The sequence below is a fragment of the Candidatus Neomarinimicrobiota bacterium genome (assembly GCA_012964825.1).
GTDB lineage: Bacteria > Fidelibacterota > Marinisomatia > Marinisomatales > S15-B10 > UBA2125.
In genome coordinates, this window is record DTTI01000037.1 from 1 (window position 1) to 14,064 (window position 14,064).

Below are 14,064 nucleotides of genomic sequence, written 5' to 3' on the forward strand. Positions count from 1 at the left end.
CAACCTTAACGGGAATAGGATTATTCTGGGAAGAATTATCATTACCCATCTGACTATTATCCCCTCTACCCCAGGCAAAAACTGTACCATCGGTAGCCAGGGCAAGAGAATGATAATAACCAGCTGATATGGCAATAATCTTATTGTCGCTATCATCTCCCAGGTAGGTGGTGCCGGAATAAGCACCTTTCAAAACCTTTACTGGAGTAGACTTATCACTGGAAGTTCCGGTTGAATTATTACCCAACTGTCCATAATCACTAGACCCCCAGGTATAGACCGTACCATCGGCAGCCAGGGCGACAGAATGATTTCTACCTGCCGCAACGGAAATTATCTTGTTGCTGCTGTTATCTCCCAGATAATCGGTACCGGAATAGTCTCCATTTTTGACCTTTACCGGGGTATCACTCGACGAGGTTGAATTGTTGCCCAGCCGACCATTACCATTATACCCCCAAGCATAGACTATTCCATCAGAAGCAAGGGCAATTGAATGATAATATGCCACCGCAACTTCGGTGATTTTATTGTCCGTATCATCACCCAGGTAGGTTGTGCCTGAATATTCACCCTTCACAACCTTCACCGGAGTAGAACTATTATCGTTATCATCATTACCCAGCTGGCCATTATTTCCGTGACCCCAGGCATATACCAAACCGTTAGCCTGCAGGCCCACAATGTGGAATGTCGATGCCCCCTGGCCCAGGGATTGAGCTTTAAGGCTGGGCCCCATAGGTACTGTTGCTGCCATTACAAGAATGGCAAGCCATTGTTGAGGTCCACTAATTGTTGACTTTAAAACCAAAGGATGCTGTTTAGTCATTTTTCTCGATCAAATAACCTTAAAAAACAGGGACTAATAACCCCCTGGCATGGCCGGCGGTTCTGGTAGCGGCTCCGGCCCCAAACCGAGAACGTCATCCAGCATGCCGGAGTCATAAGCATAAAAACCACCCCCACCTACTGCTGCCAGAAGGATGATCCATAAAAGACCTTTGCTGCGCTTCTTGGGGGCACCGGCGACCTCTGCCACAGGCTGGGCAGCCACTACTGGTTGGTCCATTCCGGGGAAGCGCCCCGGAGGCGGGGTGATACCGATGAGCTGCCAGGAAATTATTTCAATCTCAGTAATAAGGCCGTCAATAGCTCCGCTATATGTGCGGTTAACTGACCTGACGATTGCACCATCCTCAACAGCGAACATTCTCACATCAATGGTATAACTGGCACCGATCTTACCGATGGAGCCGGTGGCCATCTGGGAGACACCGAGAAGTTTTCCCACCTCTACAGCGCATTCCGACGAGACACACCCTGTCTGCTGGAATCCCTGCTCACTCAGGATTTCCGTCATCTGGCCCCTTTCTACGATGGTGACAGCACCGGTAGACACCAGCTCAGAACGCATCCTGTCCGTCAGCGTCTGGGCTTCCAGGGAGGAGATTCCGCGCCCCTCCAGGTCGATAATAGCGATGACCAGTTTACCAGAACCCTGGGCGTTCTGCTGGATCAGCTGGCCGTCTACCTGCGCTTCGCGAACATTCTGCTGTGCAACCGCCGGCACAGGAAGTGAAAAAACGAGCATCGTCCAACTCAGGATGACAGATATGGGTTTCATCCACGGTTTAATCATGATTCTCTCCTAATGTAAGGTAACGTTAACCAATAGTGTGTGAGCGGGGACACACGGGAAAAATGTGATCCATCTATAATTCCGCATTTTGTGACCCACATTCCCGCATATAGCCCAGTTCAAAGAGAAGACTGTGAAATCAGTCAGATTTCTTTTCGCCGGGATCCTTCAGCAGTTCATCAATGATTGCTGACAGTTCTCCTTCAAAATCTTCCCCTTCGTGGAAACCGCGCTTGATGAGTTTTATTGTGCGGTACTTGTCCAGCACGAACAGGCGTGGAAGCATCTTGTCTGGCACATACCTTTCCATGGCCATGCCGTAGGTGTCCAGCAAAAGTGGCATGGTGAGACCCCGCTCCTTCAGAAACGGTGCCGGCTCCGGTGCGTCGGCGTACTGTGGTACGGATCGGGTAGCGTCCGTGATGTCCACAAGAAAGATGCGGACCTCCCGCTCCTGATACTTCTGCCACAGATTCTCCAGATGGGGCAGCTCTTTCATACAAGGTTGGCACCAAGTGGCGAAAAAGCTCACCAGCACCACGTGACGGACTGGCTGAGATGCAGGGCGGGAAAGCCTTTCACCGGTCCATCGGGTCAGCAGTTCATATTTTCCGTCAAGGGTACGGAGGGCAAACTTGGGTGCCTCATCACCGATCTGCAGCCCGACGATTTCAGGCTTTGCCGCTTCTTTGTCCTTTTGAGCAATAATGTAAACAGGCGTTATCACCAGCATGATAGTGATAATTGTTTTTCGTAACATAGGTATATTCCCCAATTGTCTAGTTTTTTTCAAATTCATCAATCGATAAGGATCATCACTTTGCAGTTGGACAGGAATTGACCGGAACTGTCGGCACTCTTCACACGGGATACATCACCAGCCGCCAAAACAAGGTCCGCCTTATTGGCACCCTGTACACTAACGCCTTTCACCACCAGCGGGTTACCCACTACACGAGGGTCCTGCTGGGCCTGTTCCAAATTCTTAGAGTAACCGGCTACGCCGAACTTCACGGCGAACTCCCGGGTAAAGTTCCCGGGTCCATAAACCACACCACCGTTCTGATCGAGAACCTTTGGTGACATGGCTGGCCTGAGTCCCAGACCCCTGGCATCTATAATAAGGCCTGTCACCGTTCCCGGCCGCGGTGCGGCGGGAGCGGCGGGTGCAGGTGCTCCTCCTGCTGTTGGCGCCGGGGCAGGGGCAAACCCTGCCGATGGTAAAATAACTTCAGAAATGCCCGACATATGGACTTCCATCTCGATCTCAATGGAGGTGTCACTGAGGTAGCGGATATCGCTGTTGCTGCCACGTCCATCTCCATCAATGTCCCGCATGCGGGCACCCCTCACCATCCCTTCAACTGATGTTTTCACAACATCATTTTCGATGGCAGCGCCCCGTACCGTTGTCTCCGAAGAAACAGTAATGGCCATGACCGCTTCCAAAAGATTGCGCATGGCGTCCACTTTTGCCGCCCGGATAGCCGTAGCGCGGGCCATTCCCGGGTTCTGAGCCAAAGGTGAAATGGCACCGATCCCCGTGGCCACCACAAATCCGTTGGAGTAGTTCATAGCACCGTTAGCAACCTGCTGAACTGCATCATTGGCACCCCAGCCCCAACCCTGCCCTTGCACGGAAGTAAAAAGAATAAAAGATAAAAGTGTTAAAGTGCGTTTCATTATGCCCCCCGTTATTGAGCAATTTGTGCTGAAATTCGGTTGCCGGAAAGCCCTGTAACCTGAAGTGCCGCACCCTGGGCCTGATTTTGCATAAGTGCCATGGCCAGGTCCTGGGATTTCCCCTCATAAAGAATCTGGAATTCTGCCACACCTCCGTTGAACCCCTTCTCAAAGGCGTTCTGAATGCCGGGAATGGTCTGAGACTTCAGGTGGTTACCCAGCGCCATGTAAGTCATGAAATCGACATTTTGAACTACGAGAAAAACATTGACAGCATTGGCCTGCTGGGTACTCCATTTCTTGATGAGCTGGGTGATAATATCACTTCCCAGTTTCTTCGCCGCCATATTCACGGCGCTGATACCGGCAGTGGTTGCTGAAATGTGGGGTTTCTTTCCCCGGGCCTGGGGCACAATGGCCAGAATTTCGCCTGTGTCCGCCCGGATAATCTTGCCGTTCACATCCGCCTGCCCTGAAGTCATAGTATAGTTCCCAGCCTTGATTTCTCCTCCGGATGAGATCTTGGCTGTACCAATGACGATAATGTCAGCCCCCAACATTCCCGCTATCTTTGCGGCGGCTGTAACATCTCCGGCCAGAGCCTGCGTGAAGTCGGCTTCGCCTTTCATGGCCTGTACCAGTTGGCGGTCCACAACATCAAATCCTTTGTCATAAAACATTTTGATCAGCTGAGTTTCTGCAAAATCGGTGGGGGTGTTATCGATAAGATTCTCCTCTCTCACCATGAAGATTATCTTCGGACGGTTCATGGCGTTCAGCAGCGTCTGCACCGCCATCTCATCCTTGAGCACCTCATCGAGGATCTCCGTCACCACCGCTTCAATGGTTATGGTCCAGAGGCCGTCGGGGTCCTGAAACTTGTCCTTCACGGTATAGGTTTTTACAAAACCGTTTGCCTTGGCGTAAATGTTGTCTGAAAAGAGAACGGAATTCTTCACCACCGTCTCAGAGGACATAACGGTACCGATACCGATCTCAACGGCGGAGCGTTTCGCCTGCTCGATGGCGGCATCTTCCGTCATGCCGAAACCCTCGGCAGTGATAGATGATACCTGAGCTACCAGCGAAACAGCCAGCAGACAGAGAATGACATGAATTCTAACGGCGGCTCTCATTAAATACCCCTTTCCTTGTCTAAAGATCATAGGTCAAAATAAATATATTCAACTTACTACTCATTATCAATCATTATCGCCTGATGTTGCACAGCTAAACTAAACAAAAAAGGTAAAATAAAAATGTGATACAGGTCAATAACATGAGTAAAGATGTTTTATTTGCGCCGGAAGGCGGTTATATTTTTATTATACCTTATGGAGAGTGTAACGATGAAAAAATTGACTGCCGCCGCTATTATTGTTCCGACGCTTCTTATTATTACAGGGTGTGGCCCCAAAGCGACATCCCAGTCGGATGTGGATACGCCCGAATACCACTACAGGGCAGGGATGCGCTACCTTGAGAATGAAGATTACCAATCGGCCATCCGGTCATTCCAGCGCTCAGTGGACCTGGATAAAAAGTTCGCACTGGGGTGGGGCGGCCTCGGCCTTTCCTACGGACTCATTGGTGATCTTAAAACAGGCCGCAAACATATGGACACAGCTCTTGGCCGGGGGAAAAAGAATCCCGACGTCCGAGTACTGTCTGGCCGGCTCTGGATTGCCCACAAGGACGATAACAAACGGTGGCTGAAGCGGGCCGTTGACGAATTCAATACTGCCCTCAAGCTGAAAAAAGGGCACGAGCCCGCCATCTTCTGGAAAGGGATGGCCTACATGCAGAACTACGATTTTTCTCTGGCCGAAGCCGAATTCAGGACACTTGTGGAACGGAAAGGAGAATACGCCGGTAGGGCCGATGATATGTGGGCACTTTCACAAAAGATAGTCCGGGCCCAGCCTGGTACCACCGCCGGCAAGAGGATCGCCTTGAAACCGAAGATCAGCCGGGCTGATATGACCGTCCTCTTTATTGAAGAGCTAAAACTGACTGAACTATTTGACCGCTTTATGCCCCAGTCCACCGGCGGCGGTTTTCAGACTCCGGCACAAATGATGTCACAAGGCAGCACACTGCTGCCGGGCGATGTACGTGGGAGCTGGGCCGAAGGGTGGATCGAAGAGGCCATGAAGCTGGGTGTGGTAGAGACCGATCCTGATGGGAATTTTTACCCTGCTGAGGCAGTTACGCGAGCCGGCTATGCTCGTGCCGTTGCCAAGATCTTAACCATGGTGACACGGGACCAGACCCTGGAGACCAGATATTTTGGAGAAAATCCCTCCCGGTTCTCGGACGTTTCCAGCTCTCATTTTGCTTATCCTGCCATGGCCCTTTGTACGGAGCGTGGTATCATGAAAGCCGATCTGGTCACAGGCGGGTTTAATCCGGTTGGGAGCGTGGGTGGCGCTGACGCACTGCTTATCATCCGTTCTGTGCAGAATTCCCTGAGAGTAACATTCTAATTCAATTTCGGAATTGATCTCACAAAAACCCCGCCGGGCGGGGTTTTTTGTTTGTGGGGACCCTGCTCATTTCAGTTAAATTTTCATTACTTCACAAACCGGAAGCACCTCACTGAAACTGAAACTCCACCCAACCGATTGGACTGTTGTCCTTTACAACCTCTCCCTTATTCCACTCATTCTTACCGCCAAAAACAAGCTGGACAATTGGGATTACTTCACCGCCAGTCATTTCATTATTATTCTGTTGGTTTTGTTCATTTCATGGAACAACAGAATTAAAGAGACACGCTTCAATCAATGGGTGAAACTATGGTATCCCTTAATATTAATTCTTTGGTTTTACCCTGAATCGGGACTCCTCCGCCACATTATCTTTCCCAGGGACTTTGACCCTGAATTGCTGATTATGGAGACAGAACTGTTTCCACAGCGCTATTATTTTACCGTCCCACTTTCGCTTTCAGTTTTCACACTGGAATTCTTCCATGCTGCCTATTTCAGCTTCTATCTGATTCTTTGGGTTCCCGCCATGGTTGCATACCGCAAGCAACGCCCTCTCGTAAGCGAATATATCTTTGTCATGATGGTCGTCATGTTTGTGCAGTTCTGGTTAACGATCGTTTTTCCCGCCAGCGGCCCGGTTCCGCTCCGTGCACAGGTAATACCAGAAGGCATCTTTTTCATCCCCCTCATGAATCTCATTTATACTGTGGGGGAAACCGGAGGGTCTGCCTTCCCCAGCACCCATGCGGCGGCGGCTGTCGTCGCTACAGCGTACGGCTGCAAGATGTTTCCGAGGGCCAGCCGTCCCATCATTCTGTGGCTTTTTCTGATCCTTATTTCTACTGTTGTGTGTACTTTTCATTATACGATCGATACTATTGCCGGGGCGTTTAGTGGGACCCTCTGTTTGTTAGTCAGCAAAAAGCTTTATGAGAAAATATCCTAGCATCTTTTTCTTTCTGATTATTGTCCCGTTGTTCTCTGAGATCTGCTTGGGCCAAGGTGCCAAAAGCCGGTTTTCTGATCAGCAAATCGTCGCCATGACAGGCAGCTACCTGAAGCGTTTGTCTGGCGCCCCTCAGTACGTTGGGGCAAAAGTGTACCGCCACCCGGAACAGGGGAAGATCTACCAGGTCCATCTGCAAGTAGACCGTAACCGAGAGACAGAAGGACTTGGTTACGCTTTTGACGTCATGCTCACCATGAGTCAATATTTCAAGAAGCAGCCGAAGGTTTTCATGGCGGTCCTTCACTCCGACAATCGGTCCGCACCACCAATCATCTGTTCCGGCAACGCCAAGTGCACCAAAGACCACTACATCAGAAAAACTATCACATATAAAGAATGGTACACAAAGTGCATCCGGTTCGAAGAGCCAAAAACGCTGGCCGGTTCGTGAGTCTACCCTTATGAATAATGGACTTCCAAAAGGGCAGCAGCTGTACGAAAAAGTCCGCAATGACTTTATAGGTCTCAACACACAATACAAGGTTGCCACCGGCAAGACCAGCACACGGGTTTATCTCGACTCCTCTGCCACCACCCTCATGATGAAAGTTGCCCACGATGTCATGGAAGATTTCTACAAACATTACGCCAACACTCACTCACTCCTTCATTTCGGTGCCAAGATTTCCACCCGGGAATACGACTGGGCCCACCGGCGTATTCTCTCATTCGTGAAAGCAGACCCGGAAGTATATACCTGCTTCTTTACCGGCAGCGGCACTACGACTGGAATGAACAGGCTCGCCCGTATTCTACGGGACATCCGTCCTGATAAAGACGTGGCCATCGTCTCCATCATGGAGCATCACTCCAACGACCTCCCTCACCGGAAACATATGAAAAAGGTGGACCACATCCCGCTAAAATCCAGCAATGGCAAACTCGGCTGTGTATGTCTCGAGAGCCTGGAAAAAATATTGCAAAAGAACGAGGGGCACGTCAATTATGTTGCCATGACTGGGGTCAGCAACGTCACCGGTATTGTAAACCCCATCAACGAAGCTGCGGAGGTAGCTCACCGCTACGGCGTCCTCTTCATCGTGGACGGCGCCCAGCTGGCATCCCATGTGCCTGTGAAGATGTCCGTGCCGGAAAATCCTGAGCAGAATATTGACGCTCTCGTCTTCTCCGGTCACAAGACCTACGTCCCCGGATCACCGGGCGCCGTCATAGCTCGGAAAGACCTTCTAGAACAGATCGAGCCGGAAGAGGTGGGCGGCGGTATGGTGGAAGATGTTTTTGTGGACCGTTATGAGGTGAAGAAGGTCTTTCCCGATAGGGAAGAGGCGGGCACGCCTAACATTCCCGGCGCAGTTGGACTGGCCGCCGCCGTGGACGTTCTGGACAGGATAAGTATGAAACTACTCTGGGACAAGGAGACCCAACTTATCAATTCAGCACTGGATCAGCTCATGAAGATCGACGGTGTCGTCATCTACGGCGAGACAGACACAGAACTGTGCGATAGAGTCGCATCCATCTCATTCAACATCACAGGGCTGGATCACGGCCTGGTGGCGGCTGTGCTGAACGACTACTTCAACGTCGCCGTCCGAAATGAATGCTTCTGCGCTCATCCGTACGTTAAAGAGATGATCTTGGACGATCTACTAGATTACGTGGAATCGGTAGATATGGAAGACATTGAGCAGGTCTATCACCTCAAACGGGGGATGGTGAGGGCCAGTTTCGCCCTCTACTCCACTGAAGAAGATGTGGCCACTCTCATAAGCGCCGTGAAAGATATTGCTTCAAGGAAAGATTATTACCAGTCCCAGTACGAAGTTGACAACAGTAAGAACTACGTCCACAAAAGTTTTTATTTTGATCATACTGAGACGTTCTCCGTTGAAGATGCAATCTCGGCTCTTCTTTCATAACTTCTCTGCCTGCAGATGAGACACTGGTTCATCCCCCTTCTGTTGATGGCCGTTACGGGCTTCGGCCAGGAGGTGGGGATAGATGCTCAATCACTGTTAAAGCGAAAATTTTCCTTCTCAACAAAACTCCTTCATAATCCGCCGAGGCCTTTTTTTCAGGGGCGTCCCTATAATTTGGAATTCTTCTCCGATCTGCCGAAAGATTCTGTTGAAACCCTGTCACTTTTTTTTAAGACAGACCAAACTCTGGAATACCGAGAGGTGCCGCTGAAGCCCTACCGGGGAAGGTACCGTTTCAGGTACGATCCTAAACTCTACCCCGGAGATGAGATCACTTATTTCTTTGTGGTTGTCATGAAAAACGCCGGTCTCTACGCTGTCCCGGTGTATGGTGACGGAAAGTTAGCCCCCTTCCGCGTTCGGCCGGTGGATCCCATCAAGTATTACGAAAGTATCACGCCGAAGTGAGTAGAGATGTAAGGAAAAAGGTCGGGGCTCTCCGGAAACAGCTCGATCACCACAACTACTGCTACTACGTCCTGGACGATCCTGAGGTGGCTGACCAACAGTATGATACTCTTCTTCGGGAACTTCAGAAGCTGGAACAGGATCACCCCCACCTGGTCACACCCGACTCCCCTACTCAGCGGGTAGGTGCGCCGCCTCCGGAAGCTTTCGGCACTTTGGCGCACCGTCTCCCAATGCTGAGTCTGGAGAACGCCATGAATGACGAGGATCTGATCGCCTTCGACGAACGAGTGAAAAAAGGTCTGGGTGTTGACGAAAGCATAGAATATGTTGCCGAGCTGAAAATGGACGGACTGGCCGTTGAGCTGGTTTACGAGAACGGCACCTTCGCCCGGGGATCCACCCGGGGTGACGGGTTTACCGGCGAGGATATTACGCAAAACCTCCGGACCGTCCGGGCCATACCGTTGAAGCTCATGGACCAAAAGTGGCCGGCAGCTTTGGAGGTCCGCGGTGAAGTGTTCATGGATAAACAGGGGTTTGTCCATCTGAACAAACAAAGATTAGAGGAAGGTGAACCCCCTTTTGCCAACCCCCGCAACGCTGCCGCCGGCAGTCTTCGCCAGCTGGATTCTTCTATCACCACCAAACGACCCTTGAAGTTTTTCGCATATGAAATGGCAGGAGCGACCCAGCTTTCTCATTGGGAGACACTGGAGAACCTGAAAAGTTGGGGCTTCCCTGTAAACGGTCACATCGAGCTGTGTCGGAACATGGAGACAGCGGTCAGCTTCTCTCAGCAGTGGGAGGAAGAAAGGAAGTCACTACCGTACGAGATTGATGGCGTGGTCATCAAAGTAAACGATTCGGCTCAGCGGGAAGCACTGGGCGTCAGAAGCCGGTCGCCACGCTGGGCCATCGCCGGCAAGTTCAAGGCGCAGCAGGTAACTACCGTAGTTGAGGATATCACCGCCTCTGTGGGCCGGACCGGTGCCATTACCCCTGTGGCAAAACTGGAAGCCGTCCCCGTGGGCGGTGTAACGGTCTCCAACGCCACACTGCACAATCAGGATGAGATCGACCGGAAGGACGTCCGAATCGGTGACACGGTTTTGATACAGCGGGCCGGAGATGTCATTCCGGAAGTGGTGAAAGTAATCATAGAGAAACGTCCGAAAGGTACCAAGCCTTATAGTCTTCCGGACAGTTGCCCCAAGTGTAGCGGTGAGGTTAGCAGACCGGAAGGTGAAGCGGTGGCCCGGTGTCAGAACGCGGCGTGTCCGGCGCAAGTAAAGGCCCGGATCGACCATTTTATCAGTAAGCGGGCCATGGATGTGGACGGCCTTGGTACGAAACTTATAGATAAGATGGTGGAGACAGGACTCCTCCGGGATTTTTCTGACATTTTCACCCTAAAAAAAGAAGACGTGGCGGGCCTGGAGCGGATGGCCGAAAAATCGGCTGAAAACATCATGAACGCAATCGAAGCAAGCAAGGCTGTACCTCTCTGGCGGTTTATCTACGGCCTCGGCATCCGAAATGTGGGGGAGCATCTTGCCCAGGTGCTGGCGGCCCAATTTGGAGATTTGGAAGCTTTCATGTCAGCCGCGCCGGAAGAGTTTGAAGAGATCGATGAGGTGGGGCCTATCGTGGCCTCCTCCATTCACGTCTTTTTCTCCGGTGAGTCGAACAGGGCAATCATCGAGCGGTGTCTCACTGGCGGCGTCACGCTTGAGAATCCACCGACCCTTTCAGAATCGCTACCCCTTGAAGAAAAAATATTTGTCTTCACCGGCTCCCTGGAAAAGTTCACCCGAAGTGAGGCAAAGGAAATGGTGGAGCGTCTGGGCGGGCGGACTGCCGGCTCTGTAGGTCAGAAAACAGACTATCTGGTGGCGGGGCCTGGCGCCGGCTCAAAAAGAACCAATGCGGAAAAGTTGGGTATCCCCATTCTCACCGAAACTGAGTTTCTCGATCTGGTCAATCGATGATTCGTTGTTTCGCCCTTTTTCTTCTACTTCTGTCACTTGCGCCGGCAAACTCACTTTCTGAACTCGACCGGCGCATTTCTGCCTCCTTGGAAGGGAGCAACCGGTTACCCCTGCTGGATGTCTCACTTGAGGCCTTCGCTCTTGTTACACCGGCAGTGGAGTGGGGATGGGTTTTTCACCAATGGCAAACAAATAACTCCTTGGAAAAGTATGATCTCTATGAGATTAGTGCTTTTAGTCTGTTGACGACTTATGCCGCTGTGGGAATGGCAAAGTATTTCGTTCGACGCGAGCGCCCTGTACGAAAGTACCAACCCCGCCTATGGAATACGCGAATCACACCCTCTTTCCCATCGGGACATGTGGCCGCGTCTTCGGCCTGGGCCACTGTGGCGGCTCATCACTTTCCCGAGTCAGCGCCACTTCTGACTAGTTATGTGGTTCTATCTGCCTGGAGTCAGGTTTATGTCGGAAATCACTACCTCAGTGACGCAGTTGCAGGTGCTCTCCTGGGATGGATGGCAGGAAGATTAGCACTAGGTAAAATGAGCGGTGACAGTGCCGGAGCGGTTCCTTACATACAGTTTTCATTTTCTTTATGATACAATTGTACCTGAACCGGAGAGTTGATCTTTGCCCCTTTCAAAACTGTGGCTTACCTTAGAACCACAATTTGGAGTCTGCCATGGATATGATGAAAATTGAAAATACGGTTAACGATATTGTTCTTGTGATCTTGAACGATTCAGCACCGTTTGAGCGGGTTGGCATTGGTATCGATCAGTTCTATACTCGTGTTGTAGGCTATGATGAATTTGGGGTCTGGCTTGAACATCCAAACTTCGAGGTTATAATATCAGAGAATGAAGAAGGGAAACCGCTTCCTCCAGACAAAGTGAAACGGGAGCATCACAACGCTTCAGTTTATATCCCTTGGCGAAATGTTGCGAGCCTCGTTCATTTCCCAAACCGGGAAGGCTACGACTTTCCGTCGCCTTTTGAGCGGCATGTGGGCTTCCGTGCTGATGAGAAGTAAAATCAGAAAGGGGATTCCTAAGTTTCGAAGGATCTCTCAACGGATCCGAACAGCGCTTTTCTCAATAGGCCTGAATAGCAATTCATCGGCAAAACAGCTCTGAGCAAGATACGGATCCGGGCCTGCCTCCCCACCACATAGCGGAGTTTGGGAGATCTGCTTGTCACGATCTTTTCAATAAGTTCAGCAACCACTTCCGGATTATCTCCCATCCCCACTGATCCTCCTTTTGTCATTGTCTCAATCTTTCGTCTTAATGCTACGGAAAATCGGGCATAGGGACTTACTTGGTTTTCAGCCTGTTCGGCAACATGTGCGTTGGAAGTGAATATCTCAGTTCTGTAACTGCCCGGCTCTACAATCACCACACGGATGCCAAAGGGTGCCAGCTCGTGATATAACGCTTCACTGAATCCCTCCAACGCCCATTTGGAGGTGCCGTAGGCTCCCAACCCGGGGATGGGAGCCCGCCCCTGAGCACTGGAAATATTGATGATCTTGACATTGCCGTGATCGGTGGTACTCCTTCGCATGAGTGGCAGTGCTCTTCGAGTCATTTTCAGGACGCCAAAAAAGTTGGTCTCCATCTGGTCTCGGAATTCCCGTTCCGAAATATCTTCGAAAAAACCGCCCAGGCCGTACCCTGCATTGTTGATAAGAATGTCCAATCGGCCTCTCTCCGATTCGATTGTGTTAATGGCGTCATCTATAGTAGTGTTGTCAGTCACATCAAGCTTAAGCAGCTTCACTTCCCCGCCGCGACTTTCTACCTCTACCAACAATGCCTCTTTTTTTTGGAGATTTCGCATGGAGGCGTAGACGGTGTGCCCCGCCGCCGACAACCGTGCTGCCGAAAGCATGCCAAAACCGCTGGAACAACCTGTTATCAATGCTACACTCATCATATTTCCCCCATATTCAATCGAAATTTAGCCAAGGTTGGAAAAGCGCCATGCCAAAAGTACTTTTGCACTCCTCATGAAGCGCGTAGGTCTTGACATAGGCGGTACTAAGATTGAGTGTGCTGTTCTCGATGGTGATGGTCATGTTCTGGCTCGGGAGCGCGTCCCCACCGAGCGTGATAACGGTTACAAACACATTCTCGGTCAAATCTCCAAACTATACAAAAAGCTGAGCGATCAACTAAGCGATGAATTCCTGTTCGGCGTCTGTGTACCGGGCCCTCTCACCGCGGAAGGAGACAGGTTGAAGCACGGCAATACTCAAGCGTTGGTGGGCGAACCGCTGAAAGATGATATTGAATCAATTTTCGGCGCCACACCTGTACTGGACAACGACGCTAACTGCTTCGCTCAGGCCGAGGCTTCACTGGGAGCTGGTAAGGGTTCTAAAGTTGTTTTTGGCGTCATCCTGGGAACAGGCGTGGGGGGGGGGCATTTCCATCGATGGCCGTGCTTACCACGGAAGACAGTATATCGCTGGCGAATGGGGACACTCCCTCCTCTATCCTGGCGGGCAACCGTGCTATTGTGGAAAGTCGGGGTGCGTAGAACAGTACCTCTCCGGCCCGGCGCTGGAAAAACGCTACCTCGAAATGACAGGTGAAACAGCACTCGTTACAGATATTGCGAAAAATCCACCCAATGAGTGGAAAGAAGAATTCCTAGACAATTTCGGCATGGCTATCTCAAACATCATTAACATCCTCGATCCCCATATTATCGTTCTGGGCGGTGGTGTCTCTAAAGTCAACTTTCTTTACACCGAAGGGCCCGATTACGTCCGTCGCTACTGCTTCGACGACAATATCACCACCCCCATTGTGAAAAATACCATGGGTGATTCGGCTGGTGTCTTTGGGGCGGCCTATCTGCCCTGATCTCTTTCTGTTTCCCACAGATTAAT

The 14,064-nt window shown here is 51.0% G+C and carries 14 protein-coding genes and 1 pseudogene; 9 read left to right on the forward strand and 6 right to left on the reverse strand.

Annotated features, from left to right (window positions below; translation table 11 throughout):
* From EYO21_03365 to EYO21_03385, 5 genes are all read right to left on the reverse strand, one after another.
* Positions 1-829, reverse strand: an 829-nt coding sequence (locus EYO21_03365) for a hypothetical protein (protein HIB02851.1), incomplete at its 3' end; no start/stop codon positions are given.
* A gap of 33 nt (positions 830-862) precedes the next feature.
* Positions 863-1,639, reverse strand: a complete 777-nt coding sequence (locus tag EYO21_03370; protein ID HIB02852.1) for a hypothetical protein — start codon at positions 1,637-1,639, stop codon at positions 863-865.
* A 139-nt stretch (positions 1,640-1,778) separates the two neighbouring features.
* On the reverse strand, positions 1,779-2,438 hold the full coding sequence (locus EYO21_03375; GenBank protein HIB02853.1) for a TlpA family protein disulfide reductase: 660 nt from the start codon (positions 2,436-2,438) through the stop codon (positions 1,779-1,781).
* Positions 2,438-3,322, reverse strand: coding sequence for a hypothetical protein (locus tag EYO21_03380; GenBank protein HIB02854.1), 885 nt, complete (start codon positions 3,320-3,322; stop codon positions 2,438-2,440). Before EYO21_03380 ends, EYO21_03375 begins: the two co-directional genes overlap by 1 nt.
* A gap of 11 nt (positions 3,323-3,333) precedes the next feature.
* On the reverse strand, positions 3,334-4,458 hold the full coding sequence (locus tag EYO21_03385; protein ID HIB02855.1) for a hypothetical protein: 1,125 nt from the start codon (positions 4,456-4,458) through the stop codon (positions 3,334-3,336).
* A 153-nt stretch (positions 4,459-4,611) separates the two neighbouring features.
* Here EYO21_03385 and EYO21_03390 point away from each other — a divergent pair, with 153 nt between their 5' ends.
* The 8 genes from EYO21_03390 (at position 4,612) to EYO21_03425 (ending at position 12,198) form a co-directional block, all read left to right on the forward strand.
* Entirely contained in the window at positions 4,612-5,808 is a 1,197-nt protein-coding gene (locus tag EYO21_03390; protein HIB02856.1) for a hypothetical protein, read from the forward strand.
* A 409-nt stretch (positions 5,809-6,217) separates the two neighbouring features.
* Complete coding sequence (locus EYO21_03395) at positions 6,218-6,760, forward strand: phosphatase PAP2 family protein (GenBank protein HIB02857.1); 543 nt, start codon at positions 6,218-6,220, stop codon at positions 6,758-6,760.
* Entirely contained in the window at positions 6,744-7,214 is a 471-nt protein-coding gene (locus tag EYO21_03400; protein ID HIB02858.1) for a hypothetical protein, read from the forward strand. The genes EYO21_03395 and EYO21_03400 overlap by 17 nt, the downstream gene beginning before the upstream one ends.
* A 10-nt stretch (positions 7,215-7,224) precedes the next feature.
* Complete coding sequence (locus EYO21_03405; protein HIB02859.1) at positions 7,225-8,703, forward strand: aminotransferase class V-fold PLP-dependent enzyme; 1,479 nt, start codon at positions 7,225-7,227, stop codon at positions 8,701-8,703.
* A gap of 15 nt (positions 8,704-8,718) precedes the next feature.
* Positions 8,719-9,171 (forward strand): hypothetical protein, encoded by a 453-nt coding sequence (locus EYO21_03410; GenBank protein ID HIB02860.1) that lies wholly within the window; start codon positions 8,719-8,721, stop codon positions 9,169-9,171.
* Positions 9,168-11,162, forward strand: a complete 1,995-nt coding sequence (gene ligA / locus EYO21_03415; GenBank protein HIB02861.1) for an NAD-dependent DNA ligase LigA — start codon at positions 9,168-9,170, stop codon at positions 11,160-11,162. Before EYO21_03410 ends, ligA begins: the two co-directional genes overlap by 4 nt.
* A complete protein-coding gene (locus EYO21_03420) occupies positions 11,159-11,764 on the forward strand; it encodes a phosphatase PAP2 family protein (GenBank protein ID HIB02862.1) in 606 nt (201 codons plus the stop codon). The genes ligA and EYO21_03420 overlap by 4 nt, the downstream gene beginning before the upstream one ends.
* An 83-nt stretch (positions 11,765-11,847) precedes the next feature.
* Positions 11,848-12,198, forward strand: coding sequence for a hypothetical protein (locus tag EYO21_03425; protein ID HIB02863.1), 351 nt, complete (start codon positions 11,848-11,850; stop codon positions 12,196-12,198).
* Positions 12,199-12,215: 17 nt separating this feature from the next.
* On the opposite strand, the gene EYO21_03430 is transcribed toward EYO21_03425, so the two are convergent.
* Positions 12,216-13,103 carry an SDR family oxidoreductase gene (locus EYO21_03430; GenBank protein ID HIB02864.1) on the reverse strand — a complete coding sequence of 296 codons (888 nt, stop codon included), beginning with the start codon at positions 13,101-13,103 and terminating at the stop codon, positions 12,216-12,218.
* Positions 13,104-13,176: 73 nt separating this feature from the next.
* Between EYO21_03430 and EYO21_03435 the strand changes: the two are divergent.
* Positions 13,177-14,038 (forward strand): annotated as a pseudogene (locus EYO21_03435) (ROK family protein).
* Positions 14,039-14,064: the final 26 nt, after the last annotated feature.